Source organism: Arthrobacter sp. NPDC057013, from assembly GCF_042674585.1.
GTDB lineage: Bacteria > Actinomycetota > Actinomycetes > Actinomycetales > Micrococcaceae > Arthrobacter.
In genome coordinates this window covers 46,541-67,803 of sequence record NZ_JBHUSE010000016.1, presented here as the reverse complement: position 1 = coordinate 67,803, position 21,263 = coordinate 46,541, and the positions used below count along the sequence as shown (strand labels likewise).

Genomic DNA, 21,263 nt, shown 5'->3' with positions numbered 1-21,263 from the left:
ACCCCTTGGTCTGCAACTACCCTTGTTCCCCTCGATCCTAGCCGATGCTGTGCAACGGCCGCGGAAGACGGGGCTGGCAGCCTCCTGCCAGGGCTACTTTTTCCGCCGCCGCCGCGACGGGAAATGCGGGTTCTGGCCTGGGTTCCCCTGGTAGGTCCGGCGGCCAGGAAGCGGGATCTCGCCACGCAGGGCGTTCCCGCGGGCCGTTCCGGGGACGTCCTCCTCGGGAAGGTAAGTGGCGCCGTCGTAATCTTCCGGTTCCGGCTGGGGCGCAGGCCCGGCACGGAAGGAGGCGGAATCGAACTCGCCGGAAATCCGGGGAATCAGGCCGGTGTCCGAAGAGACCGTGGCGCGCTCCGGCGTCGGACGACGCCGGGATGGAATGCCGGCGCCACCGCCGGCAGCCGAAGCCCCGGAGCTGGCGGGGGCAGACGGGGCAGCCGCGGGTGCGCCGGAACCACGGCCCAGGCGTCCCAGCAGGGGCCGCAACAGGTCGCGCAGTTCCGTGACCCGGAATAGCTTCAGCAGCACCAGGTACACGGCCAGCATGACGGGGCCGACGACGACGATGGTCACCAGGGCGGCGGGCCGGCTGCTCCAGGCAAAGCCGACCGGGCTGTAGCTGCCCATGAGCCACAGTGCCCCCGCGCCCGCAACGGCCGAGCCGAGTGCGGCGTAGCCCATGCGGATGTACGAGTTGATGATCCGCGGGCCGTCCAGGTGCCCCAGCAGCCGGCGCAGGAAGACTGCCGAAACGATCACCGAGAGGATGTTCCCCGCTGTGTAAAGGACGGCGATGGCGAAAATGATCCGGTCGAACGGCAGGAACTGGATGAAGAACGCGGCCACCACATTCACCAGGGCCAGCACCAGCTGGATGTAGAACGGCGTGCGCGCGTCCTCGTTGGCGTAAAAGACCCGGGACATCATGAAGTTGGCGCTCATGAACGGGGTGCTGAGCGCCAGGATGGTTAGCGTCTGCGCCAGCATGACGCCGTCCGTACGGGTACCGCCGGAGAAGAACATGCCCAGCGGACCGGCCAGGGCGAACAGCGCCAACGCGCCGAACACCGTGGCCACCGCCATGGTCCGCAGGCCGTGGGACAACGCATCCCGAAGTGCCACGCGGTTGCCGTCCTGCGAAGCACGGGTCATGCGGTTGAACAGCACCGTGGCCAGCGAGAGCGCGATGATCGAGTGCGGCAGCAGGTACAGCTGGCTCGCCACTTCCAGGACCGCGTTGCCCGGAAGCATGTCACCGGCGGGGTCGCGGGCCTCCTGCAGCCGGAGCCGTTCGGCGCCGGGGATGGTGGCGATGCGCATGACGTACAGGAACGCGAGCTGCCCGACGGCGGCCGTCATGAGCGTCCACACGCTCAGTCGTGCGGCGTGCCCCAACCCCACCCCGCGCCAGCCAAAGCGCGGGCGCAACCCGAGCTTCAGCCTGAATACCGGAACCAGGAGGATGGCCGTCTGGGAGAGAACGCCGATGGTGGAGAACCCGGCGACGAAGAACGTCTGGGACGCCCCCCAGTTATCCAGCGAGTGCCGGTTGACATTATTGGCACCGAAGATCCAGATGAACATGCCGAGGCCGGCAATGGCCACGACATTGTTCAGGATGGGCGCCCACATGGCCGGGCCGAAAGCACCGTTGGCGTTGAGGACCTGGGTCAGCAGCGCGTACAGGCCGTAAAAGAAGATCTGCGGCAGGCACCAGAAGGCGAAGGTAACGGCCAGGGCCTTTTGTTGGGGCGAGTAGCCCTGCGTGGTGAGCTCGATGACGGCGGGCGCAAGCAGAGTGACCAGCAGGGTCAGGGACAGCAGGACGAGGACTGCCAGCGTGAGCAGCCTGCTGATGTAGTCTGCTCCCCTGTCCGGCGCTTTGCTGGCCTTGATGATCTGCGGCACCAGCACGGCATTGAAGACGCCGCCGGCCACGAGCAGGAAGATCAGGTTGGGCAGGTTGTTGGCGTTGATGAAGGTGTCATTGACGGTCGAGCCCAGGCCGAGCGCCGCGCCGAGCATCCAGGTCTTGCCGAATCCCAGCACGCGGGACACCAGCGTCCCGGCGGCCATGATGGCGCTGGAACGGGCCTCGCCCGGCTGCGCGGCACTGGAGGCTGCCTCGCTGGCTGGCGTCACACCGGGCGGTGTTTCGCCCGGCTGCGCGGGCTGGTCGGAGGACGGATTGACTGCTGACATCGTCTTCATCGTCTCACCCGGGTGCTGATATTGCGGCACCCAAGGGGGTATCCGGCAGGCATGGCCGGACGGTCAGAGGTGCTCGGGAAGGACTTCGCGTGCCAGGTCGGCGATGCGGCGTTCATTGGGGAATGAAAGCTTGCGGGCAAGCTCGTGGATGGGAACCCAGGCAACATCAACCGCTTCCTTGTCAGGATCGTTTTCGATGGTGAGTTCGCCGCCGGTGGCGCGCAACAGGTAGTGGTGCACCGTCTTGTGCACGCGGTGCCCGCTGACCGTGAACCAGTAATCGATGCTGCCCAGCGGGGCCAGAATGTCACCGTCGATGCCGGTTTCCTCGGCAATCTCACGGACCGCGGCTTCCTCGTTGTTCTCCCGGCCCTCCGGGTGGCCTTTGGGCAGGCACCACTCCAGCCGTCCGCCCCTATTAAGGCGGGCAATAATCGCAACCCTCAGTTCGTCGTCGGACGTGTCCACCACGACGCCGCCGGCCGAGATCTCCTCCACAGTGGGGAGCGAGGCCGGGGCCGAGTGCGGTGCAGGCGCGACGTGCGCACCGATTGCCGACGGCAACGGTGGGTTCGTCCTCCTGCCGGGAGCGCTCGGTACTGGATGGGCCATGCAGTCCACTCTAACGACTCTTGCCCCGCCGTGATGACCGGGACATGGCTTCCAGGTGGACTGCGTGTGACGGGCTTCGCCGGCGCCGTCGCACAATGAAGGGATTTGGTGCGGTGGGGCTTGGTTTTCTGACAAGCTTAAGTAACTATGGCGCACGCACATCAAAAGACTGATCTTCACACCGTTGACTTCCAGGTGGACCCGGTGGTCCTGGAGCTCGGTCAGCGGTTCGTGGATGCCGGTCATGAGCTGTCGCTCGTCGGCGGCCCGGTCCGGGACCTTTTCCTGGGCCGCACCTCCCCCGACCTCGACTTCACGACGGACGCGACGCCGGACCAGACCGTGGCGCTGATCAAGAAGTGGGCGGACAACTTCTGGGAGATCGGCCGGGCCTTCGGAACGATCGGCATGCGCAAGGCCGGCTTCCAGATTGAAATCACCACTTACCGCGCCGAGGCCTACGACCCCGAGTCCCGGAAACCCGTGGTGGCCTTTGGTTCCTCCCTCACTGATGACCTGCTGCGCCGTGACTTCACCATCAACGCCATGGCCCTGCGGCTCCCGTCGATGGAGCTTGTGGATCCCTTCGGCGGAGTCCGCGACCTGCACGCCTCCGTGCTGGCCACCCCGGGCGCTCCCGAGGCATCCTTCTCCGACGATCCGCTGCGGATGATGCGGGCCGCCCGGTTCGCGTCCCAGCTGGGCGTAACGGTTCGGGAGGACGTCCGCACTGCCATGACCCGGATGGCCGAACGCATCAGCATCATCTCTGCCGAACGCGTCCGGGATGAGCTGGTCAAGCTCATCTGCGGGCAGCACCCCCGCGTGGGCACCGACCTGCTCGTGGACACCGGCCTCGCCGAGTTCGTTCTGCCCGAGGTGTCCGCACTCCGGCTGGAATCGGACGAGCACCACCGGCACAAAGACGTCTACCAGCACTCGCTCCAGGTCCTGGAACAGGCGGCAGCTTTGGAGACGGATTCCGACGGCGCCCTCCCCGGCCCCGATTTTGTCCTCCGGTTTGCGGCACTGATGCACGACGTCGGGAAACCGGCCACGCGCCGGTTCGAACCGGGCGGTGCGGTCAGCTTCCGCCACCACGACATGGTGGGGGCGAAGCTGACGACGAAGCGGATGAAGAAGCTGCGCTTCGACAACGACACCACCAAGGCGGTGGCCCGCCTCGTGGAACTGCACATGCGCTTCTACGGCTACGGGGACGCCGGCTGGACCGATTCCGCAGTGCGCCGCTACGTCACCGACGCCGGTCCCCTGCTGGAGCGCCTGCACCGGCTGACCCGTTCGGACGTCACCACCCGAAACCAGCGCAAGGCTGACCGGCTGTCCTTCGCCTACGACGACCTGGAATCCCGGATTGCCACGCTCCGGGAGCAGGAGTCCCTGGACGCGGTCCGGCCGGACCTCAACGGCGCCGAGATCATGGCCCTGCTTGACCTCAAGCCTGGGCCCGTCGTGGGCAGGGCGTACAAGTTCCTTTTGGAGGAACGAATGGAAAACGGCCCTCTCGATCCCGCCGACGCCAAGTCCCGGCTGCTTGCCTGGTGGGTTGAGCAGCCTGAATCAGCCGCTCCTTCTGCTTCTGTGTCTCCTGCTTCTCCCGCCGACGTCGAATCTTCCCTAACCGAGGAGTCCAAGTGAACGCCGCCAACATCGCCCGCCCCCAGCTCTGGATCCTGCGGCACGGCGAAACCGAATGGTCCAAGAGCGGCCAGTACACCGGACTGACGGACCTGCCCCTGACGGTGGAGGGCGAGCAACAGGCAGTCGAGGCGCGCAGGATCCTGGACACCGTCGACTTCGACCTGGTCCTGACCTCCCCGCTGCGCCGTGCCCGGCGCACTGCCGAACTCGCCGGTTTCCCCGACGCCGTCCACGAACCGCTGGCCGTCGAATGGGATTACGGTGACTACGAAGGCATCAGCTCCGACCTGATCCGCAAGGACAACCCCGACTACCTCATCTGGACGCACGGGGTTCCCAACGGCGAAAAGCTGGAGGATGTCGCAGCGCGGGCAGACAAGATCATTGCGCGGGTCCTCGAGTCCGGGCTGGACAACGTCCTGGTCGTGGCCCACGGCCACTTTTCCCGCATCCTCACCGCCCGCTGGCTCGAACTCGATCCGGCGGAGGGCCGGCATTTCCTTCTCGGAACGGCCAAAGTCTGCACACTCGGGTGGGACAAAAGGACTCCTGTGATTCTTCGCTGGGGCCTGTAAAAGCGCCTTTCTTGATTTGTTTTTCGGTTTTTTGGAAAATAAGTAGTCAACCCCAGCATTCCTGGTGTACTTTTATTCCTGACCCCAGAGCGATCTGCCGGGGTCATGGCGCACTCTGTCCGGCCAGTCAGTCGGAACAGCGGCAGAGCAGAAAAGGAGGTTGGGAAAATGATTACTTTGACTAGCGGATGGAAGATGACCATTACCGCGTTTCCGGCCTTCGTTGCTCACCCGCGCCCTCTTCACGGACTCGCCCGAGCCTAGTTCTGACTCCCGGCTTTATTCTGGCCGCCCCTCCGCTCAGCCGCGCTCACGCGGAAGAGCAGGCAGGACATCGGCGGATTCTGCCGGTCTCTCAGAACCCCTGACCCTGGCGGTCTGATGTAGCGGAACCACGCGGTTGCGCAGCACCCATAATTCGGAACCCTGCTTCCCGTTGGGAATTGCCGCGCTGCCGTTTCGTGGGCCCTTGCCGCTTTTGCGGATCCCATTTCCCTAACCGGGCATTTCTCTGCCCTTTTAGGACCATTTCTTCGCATGCCTGAATGGCTCTAATTGCCATGCCCGGAATCTTTCGTCATTTCCTGAAAGGAGGTGAAATTATGCTGCGCAAACTCCAGGAGATCCTTGCCGGCCTCGGTTCGGCCTTGGTCCAGCAGCAAGAGTTCGACGGCCACCTGCTGGACCGGAAACGGGAGGACGTCTACACGCTTATGCACGAGCAGATGGTCAGCCTGCGCTGAAACCGTAGGCCTGCAACACGACGGCCAGCGACCCACCGGTAAGCTCGAGACCATGCAGGAGACACAGCCGCCGCCCGATCGAAAGCTCGCCCGCCTGGTGGTGCCGAGCCGCAGCGACCGCTTCCTGCGGAACTTTACAGAGCTTATCGGCGGGCCCCTGGGCCAGCGGTCTGCCCCGGGAGTGGTCGCGCCCGGTTTCTTCACGGTGGAACGCGTGCTGATCATCCTGACCGTGCTCGCCGCCCTCACTGCCATCGCGGTCAAGGACTACTGTCGGGTGAACGGCTGGGAGACGCCGTCGCAGTTCTACGCGACCTGCTATTCAGACTTCCCCGAGCTGTTCCGCAACCGGGGCCTGGGCGACGGCGCATTTCCGTTTTTCACCCCCGGTGCCCTCTTCGAGTATCCGGTCCTGATGGGCCTGATTGCCGGCATCACGGCCCGCCTGGTTCCCGGCGAGGGAGCCACCGACGCCCGGATCCTCGGCTACTTCGACGTCAACGCCACCTTGGTCGCCGCCGTCTGGATCGTCACCGTGCTGGCCACGGACCGGATGAACCGGCGGCGGCCCTGGGACGCGGCCATGGTGGCCCTGGCGCCCGGCATCGTCCTCGCCGGCGTGATCAACTGGGACATGTGGGCCGTGGCCATGCTTGCCCTCGGCATGTACTTACTGTCCCGGGAGCGGCTGGTCCTAGCCGGCGTCCTGATCGGCCTGGGAACGGCAACCAAGCTGTACCCCGTCCTGGTCTTCGGCGCCATCTTCCTGCTGGCCCTGCGCACGGGGAAGATCCGTGCCTTCGTGGTGCCGGCAGCATCCGCCGCCGCAGCCTGGCTGGCCGTTAATCTGCCCATTGCCGCGCGGGACCCGGCCGGCTGGAGGTACTTCTTCGAGTTCACCCAGGACCGCCCGGCTGGCTACAGCTCACCCTGGTTCGCGTACAACCTGGTGGCCGGGCGGGTGCACTGGACGCTCCTCACCCCGGAGGCCATCAACACGCTCGCCCTGAATGTGTTCCTGGTTGCCTGTGTCCTCATCGCGGTCCTGGCCCTGACCGCCCCGCAGCGGCCGCGCATTGCACAGCTGACCTTCCTGATCGTCGCGGCCTTCATCCTCACCAACAAGGTCTACTCGCCCCAGTTTGTCCTGTGGCTCGTGCCGCTACTGGCCCTCGCCCGGCCGAAGTGGCGTGACTTCCTGATCTGGCAGGGCATCGAGGGGCTGCACTGGGCGGCCATCTGGATGTATCTTGGCCAAGTGACCAGCGGTGGCGTCTCACAGCACAACATCGACATGCCCTATTACGTCCTGGCCGTCGCCGCCCACATGCTTGCGACTGCATATCTCATGCTGCGGGTCGCCTGGGACATCTGGGACCCCCGCTACGATCCCATCCGGCGGCACGCGATGGACGACCCCCACGGCGGTCCCTTCGACAATGCCCCGGACTGGCTGCGGATCGATCTGCTCCATCCCTCTGCCTCCCTGGTCCCGTGGCGAACGGTTGCCCGCGATGTCTGACGTCGCCGTCGTTGGTTCAGGACCCAACGGACTCGCCGCCGCCGTAGTCATGGCGCGGGCGGGCCTCAAGGTGCGCGTGTACGAGGCCTCGGACCAGCTCGGCGGAGGATCTCGGACGTCCCAGGTCATCGAGGAGGGGCACTGGCACGACGTCTGCTCGGCCGTGCACCCGATGGCGCTGGCCTCGCCCTTTTTCCGTGCGTTCGAACTGGCACGGCGGGTGGATCTAAAGCTGCCGCCAGTGCAGTTCGCCTCCCCGCTGGATGGTGGCCGGTCCGCGCTGGCGTACCGGTCGCTCGACCGGACCGCCGATGAGCTGGGACGGGACGGCCGCGCCTACCGCAGGCTCATCGCTCCGCTGGTGCGGCACATCGACGGCATTGTGCAAACCACCTCCGATCAGTTGTTGCGCGTTCCCGGTGACCCGCTGGCTGCCGCCGTTCTGGGGCTGCGGACCCTGGAGCAGGGATCACCTCTTTGGAACCTGCGCTTCCGGCAGGACCGGGCACCCGCCCTCGTCAGCGGTGTGGCAGCCCATGTGGTGGGGCGCCTCCCGTCCCTGTCCGGGGCGGGCGCCGGCCTGCTGCTCAACGCGCTGGCGCACAGCGGGGGCTGGCCGATTCCAGTCGGCGGATCGTCGGCAATCGCCGAGGCCATGGCCAAGGACGTTGAAGCCCACGGCGGCGAGCTGCAGACAGGGTTCCGGGTCACCTCCCTGGCGGAACTCGAACCGGCGAAGGCAGTCCTTCTGGACGTGGCTCCTCCCGCCCTGTCCCGCATTGCCGGCAGCCGCCTGCCCGCGTCCTACCGCCGCGCACTGGAGTCCTTCCGGTTCGGCAACGGCGCCTGCAAGGTGGACTTCATCCTGTCCGGGCCCGTGCCGTGGACCGCTGCCGGACTGGCACAGGCCGGAACGGTACACGTGGGCGGCATCCGGGCGGAGATGGCGGCGGCGGAGAACGCCGTGTCCCAGGGCAGGCACCCGGCGCGGCCCTACGTCCTGGTGTCACAGCCGTCCGTGGTCGATCCCGGCCGCGCGCCGCAGGGCAGGCACATTCTTTGGACCTACTGCCATGTTCCCGCAGGGTCCACGGTGGACATGGGCGAGGCCGTCATGAATCAGCTGGAGCGCTTCGCGCCCGGGTTCCGTGACCTGGTGCTGCGGCACAAGGTCACCACGGCTGCAGAACTGGCCGCCTATAACGAAAACTACGTGGGTGGCGACTTCAGCGCCGGCCTTTTGGATGCCCGGGGCCTGGTCCAGCGGCCGGTCGTCTCGCGGGTACCGTGGCGCACTCCGGCGCGCGGGGTTTACCTCTGCTCATCCTCCACGCCGCCCGGACCCGGTGTCACCGGCATGCCCGGCTTCCGCGCCGCTGAATATGCGCTTAAGGACATATTTGGGCTGGACGTCCCGGCACTTGGCCTTTAGCCGCCGCTGCGGGGCACGTTCGTTGCGTGGCCGTGTTGTGGCTCGAGCCCCGCATCCGCCGGGGGATAATAACGCGGTGGGGAACACTCAAAAACTTTCACTTGTCCTGGCCGGTCTCATACTAAGCGGATCACTGGTGGCGTGCGACGACGGCCGCGGCAACGCGGAAGCCGCGGCCAAGCAGCTGGCCTCGGCCGTCGCGGGCATGGACCTGCGCCCGGTGGCCTTCGACGGCCGTGACTCATCCGTGGCCAACGACCAGCTCAAGCAGGTCTTCAAGGCGCTGGCTCCGGCCAAGCCGTCCGTTGAAGCAGGAGAGCTGGCGCTCGACGGCGACACCGCGCGGATACCGCTCAACTACAGCTGGAAGATTTCCACCGGCGAGTGGAAGTACACCGTCTCGGCCGACCTGCGTAAATCCGGCGACAAATGGCTGACCGTCTGGTCGCCCGGGCTGCTGGTCCCGAACCTGGCCGAGGGGGAGATCCTCAGCAAGGCAACCCAGTCGTCCCCGCGCGCGGACATCCTCGGTGCCGGCAACCAGAAGCTCGTGACGCTGCGCCCGGTGGTCAACGTGGGCATCGACAAGCCCCAGCTGGGCGGCGGCGATGCCGCAGATTCTGCCACCAAGCTCGCTAAGCTCGTGGGCGTGGATCCCGCGGCCTATGTGCAGCAGGTGGAGGCGTCCGGCGCTGAGGCGTTCGTTCCCGCAATCACCCTGCGCAACACCAATGACCGGGCCGTGACCGACGCCGAGATTGAAGCCATCCCGGGTGGCCGGGCCATCCCGGGCGAACTGCCGCTGGCGCCGACGCGGAACTTCGCCCGGGCCGTCCTTGGCACGGTGGGCGAAGCCAGCGCGGAACAGATCGAAAAGTCCAACGGCACCCTCACCCCGGGTGACGTCATCGGCACGGGCGGACTCCAGCAGCAGTACGACGCCCAGCTCCGGGGCACGGACGGCACCGTTGTCCGCGTGCAGCGCGCGGACCTGACCCGGGAAGAAATCCAGGCTGCGCCCACCGACCCGCGGCGCACCGTCTTCGAAGTGAAGCCCGTTCCCGGCACGCCGCTGCAGACCACCCTCGACACGAAACTGCAGCAGCTTGCCGAGGATACCCTGTCCGACATCAAGCCGGCGTCCGCCATCGTGGCGCTTCGGCCGTCCACAGGGGCAGTGCTGGCCGCTGCGTCGGGACCCGGAAGCAACGGCTACAACACGGCCATGCTCGGCCAGTACGCGCCGGGATCCACCTTCAAGGTGGTGGACTCCCTCGCCATGATCCGCAACGGATTCACCCCCGATTCCACCGTCGAATGCACGCCGACGCTTACCGTCGACGGACGGAAATTCAAGAACGCCGAGGGCTACCCCACCGACTCCCTCGGCTCGGTAACCCTGCGTGAGGCCTTCGCACATTCCTGCAATACCGCCTTCATTGCGGCCCGGGACAAGGTCACCCAGGCCCAGCTGGAGTCGGCCGCCACCTCTCTCGGCGTCGCCGTGGAGGCCCCGAAGCTGGGCGCCGAGGCCTTCATGGGCTCCGTTCCCGGCGAGGCCGAGGGCACCGAACACGCGGCGGCCATGATCGGCCAGGGCAGGGTGCTGATGTCCCCGCTGGCAGCGGCCGTAATGGCAGGATCGGTGGCCAAGGGCGCACCTGTCTCCCCCGTCCTGGTGGAAGAGAGCGCTCCCTCCGCATCCGCCTCGGCAAGCCCGGCGCCGACAGCGGAAGGTTCCGCCCCGTCGTCGACCGTCACAGCGGAAGCACCCAACAAGGCCGCCCAGACCCCCATCACCAAGGCGGAAGCCGCGTCCCTTGCCGACATGATGCGTGCGGTGGTGACCTCCGGCCACGCCGGATTCCTGGCAGACGTCCCCGGCGAACCCGTGGGCGCCAAGACCGGAACCGCCGAGTTCGGCAACGCCAAGCCCCCCAAGACCCACGCCTGGATCATCGCCGTGCACGGGGACCTGGCCGTGGCCGTCTTCGTGGAGGACGGCGGGCTGGGCGCCACCACCTCCGGCCCGCTCCTGAAGAAGTTCCTGACCGCCGCTGGCTGACCCCGGCGCATCCACCCCTCCCGCGCTGGAGTTTTTGTCCATTTGTCGCGACTTTAGGGCCCTTTTGGGCACGATATCTGGACAAAAACTCCGGCGGGCGGGGCATGGGAGAATTGCCCGGTGGCCCATATTGACGTTTCCGGCATCGACTACTTCCTCTCCGACGGCACCCAGCTGCTCAACGGGGTGACCTTCAAGGTTCCGGACGGTACCAAGACGGCGCTCATCGGACCCAACGGCACGGGCAAAACCACCCTGTTCCGCATCATCGCCGGTGACCTGACCCCCGACGAGGGCGTCATTGGCCGCTCCGGAAACATGGGCATCATGCGGCAGTTCGTGGGGCAGGTCCGCGACGACTCCACGGTCCGCGACCTCCTGGTGTCCGCCGCACCCCCGGCGCTGGCGGACGCCGCCCGCGCCGTGGACGAGGCCGAGCTGGCCATGATGGAGCACGACGACGAGCCCACCCAGATGCGCTACGCCCAGGCACTCGTGGACTGGGGAGACGCCGGCGGGTACGACGTCGAAACTGTCTGGGACGAGGTCTGCATGGCCGCCCTGGGCCTGCCGTTTGACCGCGCCCAGCACCGCCGCGCGTCCACGCTGTCCGGCGGCGAGCAGAAGCGACTGGTTCTGGAGGCGCTTTTTGCAGGCCCCGATGAACTGCTGCTCCTCGACGAACCGGACAACTACCTCGACGTCCCCGGCAAGCGCTGGCTCGAGGACAAGCTCAACGAATCGAAGAAAACTGTCTTCTTCATCAGCCACGACCGGGAACTGCTGAACAACGCCGCCGGCCGCATCGTCACGCTCGAACCGGGCATCAACGGCGCAGGCGCCTGGATCCATGGCGGCGGCTTCGGGTCCTACGTGGAGGCCCGGGCGGACCGCAATGCCCGTTTCGAGGAGCTTCGCAAGCGCTGGGAAGAGGAGCACGCCAAGCTCAAGGAACTCGTCAACATGTACAAGAACAAGGCCGCCTTCCGCTCGGACATGGCCAACCGGTACCACGCTGCCCAGACCCGGCTGGCGAAGTTCCTCGAGGCCGGGCCGCCCGAGGCACTGCCGATCGAGCAGAACGTCCAAATGCGGCTCAAGGGCGGCCGCACCGCCAAGAGGGCCATCGTGGCCGAAAAGCTGGAGCTGACCGGCCTCATGAAGGCCTTCTCCACGGAGATCTGGTTCGGCGACCGGGTGGGCGTGCTGGGCTCCAACGGCTCCGGCAAGTCTCACTTCCTGCGGCTGCTCGCCACCGGGGGCACCGATCCGGAGCGGGAACACCTTCCGGTGTCCGACGTCGAAATCGCCGAAGTGCCGCACGAGGGCACCGTGAAACTCGGCGCCCGCATCCGGCCCGGGTTCTTTGCCCAGACCCATGTCCGGCCCGACCTGCTCGGCAAGACCCTGCTGGAGATCCTGCACCGCGGCGACGAACACCGTTCCGGGCTCGGCCGCGAGGCCGCCGCCGGCGCACTCGACGGCTACGGGCTGGCCGGCCAGTCGGAGCAGAAGTACGAGTCGCTGTCCGGCGGCCAGCAGGCCCGGTTCCAAATCCTGCTGCTCCAGCTCTCCGGCGCCACGCTGCTGCTCCTGGACGAGCCCACGGACAACCTTGACCTGCACTCGGCCGAGGCCCTGGAGCGGGCCATCGACCACTTCGAGGGCACGGTCCTCGCCGTCACCCACGACCGCTGGTTCGCCCGGACCTTTGACCGCTTCCTGGTCTTCGGATCCGACGGCAGGGTGTACGAGTCCGCCGATCCGGTCTGGGACGAGAAACGGGTGGAACGCGCCCGCTGACCGGGGCGCCCTCTCACTCCCTGCACGTTTTCGGCCGACGCTCTCTCACCCGGTGAGAGAGGGTCGGCCGATTTGCCGCAGGAAGTGAGAGAGCGCTGGTGGTTGGCTAGAGTTGTCGAATGACCTCAACCCAGCAGCAGCTTGCCGGCCGGCAGGTGTCGGCTGCCGCCTTGGCCACGTTCATCATCTTCGGTGCCAACGGCCTGGTTTTTGCGAGCTGGGCTGCCCGCATCCCGGCTGTCACGGAGATCCTGGGGATCTCGTCCGGACAGATGGGAACCCTGCTGCTATGCACCGCCATCGGTTCGCTGATCGCACTCCCCACCGCGGGCCACGTCATCACGCGGATCGGCACTGCCAACAGCGTCCGCGCCAGCGGCCTCCTGGCAGCGCTGGCGGGTGTGGGAATCTCCGTGTCGCTGCTCGCCGAGTCGGTTCCCGGCACCGCCGTTTCACTCTTCTTTTTCGGCATGGGCGTCGGGCTGTGGGATGTGTCCCAGAACGTTGAAGGGGCCGACGTCGAGCACCGGCTCCGGAAGACGGTGATGCCCAAGTTCCATGCCGCCTTCAGCGGCGGCGCTTTCGTCGGTGCGCTGATCGGCGCGGGCCTGTCGGGGTTGGGCGTTGGCCTGCCGCAGCACCTGTTGGTCATCGCCGCGGCCGTGGCCGTGCTGACGTTCGTGGTCCCCCGGTACTTCCTCCCCCACACCGCGCCCGAACGGGCCGCCGACGGCGAACCCAAGGCGGCCCGCGGACCCTCGGCCTGGCGGGACGGCCGCACCCTGCTGATCGGCGTGGTGGTGCTCGGCGCGACGCTCACCGAGGGTGCCGGCAACGACTGGATCGCCAAGGCGTCAGTGGACGGGCTGGGGAGCTCCGAGTCAACGGGCGCGCTGCTCTTTGCCCTCTTTGTGCTGGCCATGACGGCCATGCGGTTCTTCGGCGGCGGCGTCATCGACAAGTACGGCAGGGTGACGGTGCTCCGCGGAAGCATGGCGGCTGCTGCCGTAGGCCTGGCGCTGTTCGTCTTCGCCGGAAACCTCTGGCTGGCTGCCGTCGGGGCAGCGCTGTGGGGAGTGGGGGCGGCACTGGCGTTTCCGATGGGAATGTCGGCCGCGGCGGACGACCCGCGGCATGCGGCGGCCAGGGTGTCGGTGGTCTCCACCATCGGCTATGTGGCCTTCCTGGCCGGTCCCCCACTGCTCGGTTACCTGGGTGACCTGACCGGGATCCGCTTGGCACTGCTGGCCATCGGTGTGCCCATCCTGATCGCCCTGCTGCTCGCCGGCGCCGCCAAACCGCTTCCCGCCAGGGAATGACGCGCCGGGACGGAAATCTGCCGTAGCGGGAACACGCCCCCGTACCGGGCGGTAGGGTGGGGAAATGCGACGAATGCTGCGCCGCGGACCGGGCTGGGTCGCCGCCCTGGACCGCACCCTGATGCGGGCCGTCTCCGGTTTTCCGGGCGGGCACCATGACACCTTTTTCCGGCGGCTCTCGGCCTCGGCCAACAAGGGAAAGCTCTGGTTCGGTGTTGCGGCCGTGGCTGCCGCCATCCCGGGACGCACCAGGCGCGCGGCCGTCCACGGGCTGCTGGCCCAGGGTGTGGCGTCGGCCGTGACCAACCTCGTTTTCAAGACCCTCCTGCCCCGCGCCCGCCCGATGCCGGAGCATCTGCCGGTGTTCCGCTTCGTCCATCCACAGCCCACCAGCTCGTCCATGCCGTCGGGCCACTCGGCCTCCGCGGTGGCGTTCGCCCTCGGCACCGGACTGGTACAGCCGCTGCTCGGGGCAGCCGTCGCCCCGGTGGCCGCCGGCGTTGCATACTCCAGAGTGCATACAGGTGCCCACTGGCCCTCGGATGTGCTGTTCGGCTCGGCAATCGGGGCGGGGGCAGCCCTCGTGACGAGAAGATGGTGGCCGGTCCGGCCGCCGATGCCTGCCACCTCGAGGCGGCGGGCGGAGGCGCCCAAACTTCCGCGGGGCGAGGGCCTAAGCATCGCGGTGAACACGCTGGGCGGATCCTTCACGGAGGAAACCGCGGCAGCTCTGAAAGAAGTATTCCCCCTCGCTCATATAACGCTGATGGCGCCTGAGGACGATGTTGCCCACCGAATGGCGGAGGCAGCCACCGTGCCGGGCATCGTTGCTTTGGGCGTGTGGGGCGGGGACGGCACGGTAGGCACTGCGGCGGCGGCCGCCGTCGAACATGATCTTCCCTTGCTGGTCCTGGCCGGCGGCACCCTCAACCACTTCGCCCGGGATGCCGGAACGCCCTCCCTGGTGGAAGCGGTGGCCGCAGCAGAAAACGGTGAAGCCGCACTGGCGGATGTGGGTGCCGTGGCTGTGGAACGGGGCCTCGCGGACGATCCCGAGCAGGTAGAGCTCATCATGCTCAACACCGCCAGCATCGGACTGTACCCCAACCTGGTGCGGCGCCGCGAACACCTGCAGCCCGCCCTGGGGAAGCCCCTCGCCGGCGTCGTCGCAATGTTCCGGACCTTCGCTGTGGAGAAGCCGATCACGCTGATCGTCAACGGCGTCCGGCACAGGCTGTGGATCATGTACCTGGGCCGCGGCCGCTACTACCCGCGGGACCACGCCCCGCTCTTCCGGCCCGTCCTGGACGACGGCGTGCTGGACGTCAGGATGATGACGGCCGACGAGTCCTTCGCCCGGCTGCGGATGCTCTGGTCTGTGCTGACCGGCACGGTGGCGACGTCCAGGATCACCCACCTCAGCGAGGCCACCCGCGTCCGCGTCGAATGCGGCACGGCACCCATGGTGCTCGCCGTGGACGGCGAAACCATGCCCGGCGTCCGTGCCGCCGAATTCACGCTGAAGCGTGCCGCCCTGCGCTATTACTCGCCGGCGGAAGGCAGCTGACGCTGTGCCGGTGACGCTGCATCGGCGGGGCTGGGCTGCTCATCCCACCGGATGACAACCGGAACCCTGATTCACCCCTGAATCATCCCTGAGACCGGCGAATTCGGCAGGCGGCGTCGGTAGCGTGGGACGTGCACACCAGACAGCACGCCCGCAGCTATGCAAAGGAAAGCGTCCATGATTGAGGCAGAAGGCCTGACGAAGGTCTACGGCGACAAAACCGCCGTCGGCGGCGTCAGTTTCACCGTCCAAGCCGGCCAGGTCACCGGCTTCCTGGGACCCAACGGGGCCGGCAAGTCGACCACCATGCGCATGATCATGGGCCTGGACACCCCGACGGCGGGAACGGTCACCGTCAACGGCGTGCCGTTCGCCCGGCACACGGCACCGCTGCGCGAAATCGGGGCGCTGCTGGACGCGAAGGCTGTCCACACGAGCCGCTCCGCGTACAACCACCTGCTGGCCATGGCCGCCACGCACAGCATCCCGCGGAAGCGGGTGCACGAGGTCATCGATATGACAGGCCTCGGGGACGTGGCCCGGAAGAAGGTCAAGGGCTTCTCCCTGGGCATGGGCCAGCGGCTGGGCATCGCCGCCGCACTCCTCGGCGATCCGCAGACCATCATCTTGGACGAACCCGTCAACGGCCTTGATCCCGAGGGCGTGGTCTGGGTGCGGAACCTCGTGAAGTACCTGGCCTCCGAGGGGCGCACGGTGTTCCTGTCCAGCCACCTCATGAGCGAGATGGCCCTGACCGCCGACCACCTCATCGTGATCGGCCGCGGCAAGATCATCGCCGACGCACCCATCAAGGACATCATCACAGGCAAGGGCCAGAGCCGGACCCGGGTGCGCTCCGACCAGCCCGACCGTCTCATGCACGTCCTTGCCGGAACAGGAGTGTCGGTGGAGCTGCAGGACCACGAACTCCTCGAGGTCACCGGGCTGGATGCCCGCCAGATCGCCCGATGCGCCCTGGACAACCAGGTCCTGATCTACGAACTCACCCCGCTCCAGGCGAGCCTCGAAGAGGCCTACATGGAGCTGACCAAGGACGAGGTCGAATACCACTCGCTGATCACCACGGGAGCCCCGGTTCCCGCCCAGTCCGGAGGCAACTGACGCCATGAGCACATCGACTTCCATCCAGCCCGGCCCCGGCCGCGCCGTCATCCGCAACGCGGCAAGCCCCGGTCCCGGACCAACCTTCTTCCGTGTCCTGAACTCGGAATTCATCAAGTTCCGCACGCTCCTGTCCACGATGATCCTGCTCGCTTCCACGGCCGTCGTCATGGTTGGCTTCGGTGCCCTGTCCGCCTGGGGAACAGGCCAGTTCGCAGACCGGGCCGCTTCCGACCCCGAGACGGCTGCAGCCATCGCGGCGCAGGGCGGCGACCTCGCCGTCACCGTCCCCACCTCCGGCGTATCCTTTGCGCAGCTGATCCTGGGCTCACTGGGCGTCCTGCTCATGAGCTCGGAGTTCACCACCGGCATGGCCCGCTCCACCTTCGCCGCCGTGCCCAAGAGGCTGCCGGCGTTCGTCGCCAAGCTCGTGGTGGTCATCCTCAGCGCCTTTATCCTGACGGCGGTGTCCACCTACATCGCCGGCCTCGCGGCGGTGCCGATCCTGGACAACTTCGGCCTCAAACTCGACCTCGCCAGCTCGCAGTCCGTCAAGCTGCTGCTCGTCACCAGCGCCTACGTGGCTGCGGTTGCCGCAATCGGCATGGCACTCGGCACGCTGCTCCGCAATTCGGCCGGCGGCATCATGGCCCTCGTGGGCCTGTTCTTCGTGGCACCGATCGCGTTCCAGCTCATCCCCGGCGACTTCTTCGAGGAGGCCCGCAAGTACCTCCCCGGCAACACGGTCATCCCGATGACCGCCGTGAAGCACGTCCCGGACACGCTGGAAGCGTGGCAGGCGGCCCTGGTGCTGGGCGCCTGGGTGGTGGCGCCGGTGGTCCTGGCCATGATCCTGCTGAAGAAACGGGACGTGTAGCCGCACCAGGCCCTGCCCATGATTGACATTGTTCCCGGAAAGGACGCGCCAGCCCCCGCGGCTGACGCGTCCTTCGCCGAGCTCGCTGCCCGGCGCCGCGGGCTGCTCCGGCGCTACCTGTACCGTCGTCCGAAGGTGATGGATGCCGTAGTGGTCGCCTGCTACGGGGTGCTGGTGGTGCCCACCGTGATCGACGCCGTGAATGCGGGACGGTGGGCTGCTGTCGGGCTGCTCGTGGCCGTGGCGCTGTCCCTGTCCCTGCGGCGACAGCACCCGGTGACCGTGGTGGTCTTCATTGCGGCCGCCGAGGTTGGCGTGACCCTGCTGCATCCATGGGGATCCAACGTTTCAGCAGGGCTGTGGTTCTCGCTTTACGCGGTTGCCGTGGTCCACACCCGCCGCTTTGCCCTGGTCACCATGGCCCTGGCCACCGCGCCGCTGGCATTGCTGTACTTCCTGTCCGCCGTGGGGCCGCTCGAGCGGGAACTGCCGAATCGGCCCGTCTCGCCCGAGGAGTTCCACCTGGTGACCAGCATTGCGGCCGGCACCAGTATCGCGTTTTCCAACATCATCGCCACCGGAATCGGTATTTCGGTCCGCCAGCGGCGCGAGCACGAGCAGGAAATCGCGGCGTGGGCGGCCCAGTCCGCCCGTCTGGGTTCGGTTAACGAACGCAACAGGATCGCCCGGGAAATGCACGACGTAGTGGCCCATTCGCTGACCGTCATGGTCGCCCTGTCCGACGGGGCCGCCGTCGTGGCCCGCCGGGATCCGGAACGCGCCGCGGAGGTCCTCGCTGAACTGTCCCGGACCGGCCGTGCCGCCCTGGCCGACATGCGCCGGGTGCTCGGCGTACTGCGGGATGACGCGCCCGCCGGCCAGGCGCCCCGTGAACCGCTCGCGGGCGGCGCCAGCCTCGGGAAGCTGCTGGACGGCTTCCGGACCGCAGGTCTTCCGGTCCACTACTCCCACACGGGCCCGGCGCTGCCGGAGGACGTGGCGCTCCAACTGACGGTTTACCGGATCGTGCAGGAATCACTGACCAATGTGCTGCGCTACGGCCGGGCGCTGAGCCGGGTGGACGTGCTGGTGGCGCGCGAGGATTCCACGGTCACCATTGACGTGCTCGACGACGGCCGGGGCACCGTTGACGCCGTCACCTCCACCGGAACAGGACAGGGCCTGGCCGGGATGAAGGAACGGGCCGGAATCTACGGCGGTACGGTGGAGGCCGGGCAGGCAGCCGGCGGTGGCTGGCGTGTGCGGGCGGTCCTGATACTGAACGGCAGGACGCAGGACGGCAACAAATGGGGGAACGAATGAACGAGTCCGGGCATCTCCGGGTCCTGCTGGCGGATGACCAGCCGCTGCTGCGGATGGGTTTCCGGCTCATCCTTGAGGGTGAGGACGGCCTCGAGGTGGTGGGCGAGGCCTCCGACGGGGCCGACGCCGTCCGCCAGGTGGGCCGGCTCGATCCCGACGTGGTGCTCATGGATGTCCGGATGCCCACGCTCGACGGGATCGAGGCCACCCGTGCCATCACCAGTTCTGGCGCGCGGGCCAGGATCATCATCCTGACCACCTTCGATCTGGACGAGTACGCGTTCGCCGGGCTCCAGGCCGGTGCCTCGGCGTTTCTGCTGAAGGATGTGGCACCCGCCGAACTGGTTCAGGCCGTGCGGGTGGTGGCCAGCGGGGACGCCGTGGTGGCGCCTCGCGTCACCCAGCGGCTTCTTGAGACGTACGTCCGCGGCGCCGGTCCCGAGGCCGCCCCGCCCGCGCCTGCTCCCCGCGACCCGCTGCTGGACGACCTGACACCCCGGGAAACCGAGATGCTGGAGGCGATGTCGGAGGGGCTGTCCAATGCGGAGATCGCGCACCGCTATTTCCTGTCGGAAGCCACGGTGAAGACACACGTACGGCGGATTCTGACCAAGCTGCATCTCCGTGACCGCGTTCAGGCCGTGGTCTACGCCTATGAGACCGGCCTGGTGACCCCGAGCAACCCGGACTACTGAGGCGGCTGGCTGAAACAGGCTCCACAGCCTGCGCACAGGAAGGCGCTATGCGGGCCATAGCCCTCTGGCGTTGGATGGTGCCATGCCAACCACACCCCACACGCCCGGGAGTCAGCCGCGGCTCGAGCCGCACCCCAACCATGATCCGGGCGATCGCCGAGTGCGGGGTCCGAGATTCCGCAGGAGACTGCCGGGCCGTACCCCGGCGACGGCTCCAACGGACCGAACGTGCTGCAAGCCTCCGGCGTGCCATCTAGCGCAACGCTAGACTCGGAGCCATGCCTCTCCATTCCTCCGCAGCAGAGCACATCCGGGACCTGGGTGACTACGTCAGCGCCTCGCCGTCGAGCTTTCACGCCGCCCACGAGGGCGCCCGGCGCCTCACGGAGGCGGGCTTCAGCGGCCTGGACGAGCTGCAGCCCTGGGAGGCCACGGCAGGGAAGTTCTACGTCGTTCGGGACGGCGCGCTCATCGCCTGGGTCACGCCCGGGGACGCCGGGCCCACCACCGGCTTCAACATCCTGGGCGCCCACACGGATTCGCCGTCGTTCAAGCTCAAGCCCAGGCCGACCACGGGCCGGTTCGGCTGGCTCCAGGCCGGCGTGGAGGTTTACGGCGGACCGCTGCTGAACTCGTGGCTGGACCGGGAACTGCAGCTGGCCGGGCGCCTCGTGATGCTCGACGGCACGCAGCACCTGACCGCCACCGGCCCGATGCTGCGTTTTCCGCAGCTGGCCATCCACCTGGACCGGGCCGTGAACGAGGGCCTCACGCTCGACAAGCAGCAGCACATGAACCCGGTGTTCGGGCTCGGCGATCCGGGCGGGGAGGACCTGCTGGCGGTGCTGGCTGAGCGGGTTTCCGGCGAGGGCGCACCTGTTGATCCCGCCCGGGTTGGCGGGTACGACGTCGTCATCGCGGATACGCAGCCGCCTGCAGTTTTCGGGGTCAGGAGTGAGTTCTTCGCCTCCGGGCGCCTGGACAACCTGTCCGCCACGCACGCCGGGATCACGGCGCTGATCGCGCACGCTGACGCTTCCGACGGCGGTTCCGCCGTTCCCGGCGAATCCGCACCGATAGCGGTGCTCGCCGCGTTCGACCACGAGGAAATCGGTTCCGCGTCCCGATCCGGGGCATGCGGTCCGGCCCTGGAAGACATCCTGGTCCGGATCTCGGACGGACTGGGCGCCTCGGCGAGCCAGCGGCGTCAGGCGTTCGCGGCGTCGTTCTGTGTTTCCGCCGATGCGGGCCACGCCGTCCACCCCAACTACGCCGAACGGCACGACCCCGTCAACCGTCCCGTCCTCACCGGCGGTCCGCTGCTCAAGATCAACGCCAACCAGCGGTACGCCACCGACGCCGCCGGGGCCGCCCTCTGGGCGCGGCTGTGCGGTGAGGCGGGGGTTCCCTTCCAGGAGTTTGTCTCCAACAACGTGATGCCGTGCGGTTCCACGATCGGACCGCTGACGGCCACCCGGCTGGGCATCAGGACCGTGGACGTGGGCGTTCCCCTGCTGTCGATGCACTCGGCCAGGGAGCTCTGCGGCGTCGAGGACCCGCACCGCCTAGCCCGGGTGACCGAGCTGTTCTTTGGAGCTGTGGCGCGCGCCTAGTTCGCAGGCGATAGATTTCCGCGCCGTTACAAAAGTGCCCGTCAGGCAACGTTTGTCGCCTAATATGGTGCATGGCTGGAAATATGCCCGTTTTCGGGTGCCATAAACTGTGTGTTTGC

At 67.4% G+C, this 21,263-nt stretch carries 16 protein-coding genes and 1 pseudogene; 15 read left to right on the top strand and 2 right to left on the bottom strand.

Translation table 11 applies throughout. The features are described 5' to 3' along the window. Positions 1-93 precede the first annotated feature (93 nt). Entirely contained in the window at positions 94-2,205 is a 2,112-nt protein-coding gene (gene murJ / locus ACFTSA_RS18040; protein WP_377953006.1) for a murein biosynthesis integral membrane protein MurJ, read from the bottom strand. 72 nt (positions 2,206-2,277) lie between these two features. Then, positions 2,278-2,778: an NUDIX hydrolase gene (locus ACFTSA_RS18035; protein ID WP_076799448.1), complete on the bottom strand. Its 501-nt coding sequence runs from the start codon at positions 2,776-2,778 to the stop codon at positions 2,278-2,280. Positions 2,779-2,973: 195 nt separating this feature from the next. Between ACFTSA_RS18035 and ACFTSA_RS18030 the strand changes: the two genes are divergently transcribed. The 15 genes and pseudogenes from ACFTSA_RS18030 (at position 2,974) to ACFTSA_RS17960 (ending at position 21,144) form a co-directional block, all read left to right on the top strand. Next, positions 2,974-4,485: a CCA tRNA nucleotidyltransferase gene (locus tag ACFTSA_RS18030; protein ID WP_377953005.1), complete on the top strand. Its 1,512-nt coding sequence runs from the start codon at positions 2,974-2,976 to the stop codon at positions 4,483-4,485. Then, complete coding sequence (locus ACFTSA_RS18025; protein ID WP_331575249.1) at positions 4,482-5,063, top strand: histidine phosphatase family protein; 582 nt, start codon at positions 4,482-4,484, stop codon at positions 5,061-5,063. The genes ACFTSA_RS18030 and ACFTSA_RS18025 overlap by 4 nt, the downstream gene beginning before the upstream one ends. 602 nt (positions 5,064-5,665) lie before the next feature. Then, positions 5,666-5,806 (top strand): hypothetical protein, encoded by a 141-nt coding sequence (locus tag ACFTSA_RS18020; RefSeq protein WP_377953003.1) that lies wholly within the window; start codon positions 5,666-5,668, stop codon positions 5,804-5,806. 52 nt (positions 5,807-5,858) lie between these two features. Continuing rightward, on the top strand, positions 5,859-7,328 hold the full coding sequence (locus ACFTSA_RS18015; RefSeq protein WP_377953002.1) for a glycosyltransferase family 87 protein: 1,470 nt from the start codon (positions 5,859-5,861) through the stop codon (positions 7,326-7,328). Then, positions 7,321-8,760 carry a phytoene desaturase family protein gene (locus ACFTSA_RS18010; protein WP_377953001.1) on the top strand — a complete coding sequence of 480 codons (1,440 nt, stop codon included), beginning with the start codon at positions 7,321-7,323 and terminating at the stop codon, positions 8,758-8,760. The genes ACFTSA_RS18015 and ACFTSA_RS18010 overlap by 8 nt, the downstream gene beginning before the upstream one ends. 76 nt (positions 8,761-8,836) lie before the next feature. Then, on the top strand, positions 8,837-10,825 hold the full coding sequence (locus tag ACFTSA_RS18005; RefSeq protein WP_377953000.1) for a penicillin-binding transpeptidase domain-containing protein: 1,989 nt from the start codon (positions 8,837-8,839) through the stop codon (positions 10,823-10,825). A 120-nt stretch (positions 10,826-10,945) separates the two neighbouring features. Next, the gene (locus ACFTSA_RS18000; RefSeq protein ID WP_377952999.1) at positions 10,946-12,628 is read left to right on the top strand and encodes an ABC-F family ATP-binding cassette domain-containing protein; all 1,683 of its coding nucleotides are present in this window, start codon (positions 10,946-10,948) and stop codon (positions 12,626-12,628) included. A 119-nt stretch (positions 12,629-12,747) separates the two neighbouring features. After that, on the top strand, positions 12,748-13,947 hold the full coding sequence (locus ACFTSA_RS17995) for an MFS transporter (protein ID WP_377952997.1): 1,200 nt from the start codon (positions 12,748-12,750) through the stop codon (positions 13,945-13,947). A gap of 64 nt (positions 13,948-14,011) precedes the next feature. Next, a complete protein-coding gene (locus ACFTSA_RS17990; protein WP_377952996.1) occupies positions 14,012-15,514 on the top strand; it encodes a bifunctional phosphatase PAP2/diacylglycerol kinase family protein in 1,503 nt (500 codons plus the stop codon). 177 nt (positions 15,515-15,691) lie between these two features. Further along, entirely contained in the window at positions 15,692-16,636 is a 945-nt protein-coding gene (locus ACFTSA_RS17985) for an ABC transporter ATP-binding protein (RefSeq protein ID WP_377952994.1), read from the top strand. Between the two features lie 4 nt (positions 16,637-16,640). Then, positions 16,641-17,513 carry an ABC transporter permease gene (locus ACFTSA_RS17980; RefSeq protein ID WP_377952992.1) on the top strand — a complete coding sequence of 291 codons (873 nt, stop codon included), beginning with the start codon at positions 16,641-16,643 and terminating at the stop codon, positions 17,511-17,513. 18 nt (positions 17,514-17,531) lie between these two features. Further along, complete coding sequence (locus tag ACFTSA_RS17975) at positions 17,532-18,836, top strand: sensor histidine kinase (RefSeq protein ID WP_377952991.1); 1,305 nt, start codon at positions 17,532-17,534, stop codon at positions 18,834-18,836. Continuing rightward, on the top strand, positions 18,833-19,531 hold the full coding sequence (locus tag ACFTSA_RS17970; protein ID WP_377953052.1) for a response regulator: 699 nt from the start codon (positions 18,833-18,835) through the stop codon (positions 19,529-19,531). Before ACFTSA_RS17975 ends, ACFTSA_RS17970 begins: the two co-directional genes overlap by 4 nt. Positions 19,532-19,656: 125 nt before the next feature. After that, a pseudogene (locus tag ACFTSA_RS17965) lies at positions 19,657-19,780 on the top strand (3,4-dioxygenase subunit beta); the annotation flags it as partial. Positions 19,781-19,809: 29 nt separating this feature from the next. After that, positions 19,810-21,144: a M18 family aminopeptidase gene (locus ACFTSA_RS17960; RefSeq protein ID WP_377952989.1), complete on the top strand. Its 1,335-nt coding sequence runs from the start codon at positions 19,810-19,812 to the stop codon at positions 21,142-21,144. The last annotated feature ends 119 nt before the right edge of the window (positions 21,145-21,263 follow it).

Bases quoted from the DNA above. Each gene is read 5' to 3' on its own strand.
- ACFTSA_RS17970 (WP_377953052.1), top strand. From the start codon at position 18,833: ATGAACGAGTCCGGGCATCTCCGGGTCCTGCTGGCGGATGACCAGCCG.
- ACFTSA_RS17980 (WP_377952992.1), top strand. From the start codon at position 16,641: ATGAGCACATCGACTTCCATCCAGCCCGGCCCCGGCCGCGCCGTCATC.
- ACFTSA_RS18015 (WP_377953002.1), top strand. From the start codon at position 5,859: ATGCAGGAGACACAGCCGCCGCCCGATCGAAAGCTCGCCCGCCTGGTG.
- ACFTSA_RS17995 (WP_377952997.1), top strand. From the start codon at position 12,748: ATGACCTCAACCCAGCAGCAGCTTGCCGGCCGGCAGGTGTCGGCTGCC.
- ACFTSA_RS17960 (WP_377952989.1), top strand. From the start codon at position 19,810: ATGCCTCTCCATTCCTCCGCAGCAGAGCACATCCGGGACCTGGGTGAC.
- ACFTSA_RS17975 (WP_377952991.1), top strand. From the start codon at position 17,532: ATGATTGACATTGTTCCCGGAAAGGACGCGCCAGCCCCCGCGGCTGAC.
- ACFTSA_RS18030 (WP_377953005.1), top strand. From the start codon at position 2,974: ATGGCGCACGCACATCAAAAGACTGATCTTCACACCGTTGACTTCCAG.
- murJ (WP_377953006.1), bottom strand. From the start codon at position 2,205: ATGTCAGCAGTCAATCCGTCCTCCGACCAGCCCGCGCAGCCGGGCGAA.
- ACFTSA_RS18020 (WP_377953003.1), top strand. From the start codon at position 5,666: ATGCTGCGCAAACTCCAGGAGATCCTTGCCGGCCTCGGTTCGGCCTTG.
- ACFTSA_RS18010 (WP_377953001.1), top strand. From the start codon at position 7,321: ATGTCTGACGTCGCCGTCGTTGGTTCAGGACCCAACGGACTCGCCGCC.
- ACFTSA_RS17990 (WP_377952996.1), top strand. From the start codon at position 14,012: ATGCGACGAATGCTGCGCCGCGGACCGGGCTGGGTCGCCGCCCTGGAC.
- ACFTSA_RS17985 (WP_377952994.1), top strand. From the start codon at position 15,692: ATGATTGAGGCAGAAGGCCTGACGAAGGTCTACGGCGACAAAACCGCC.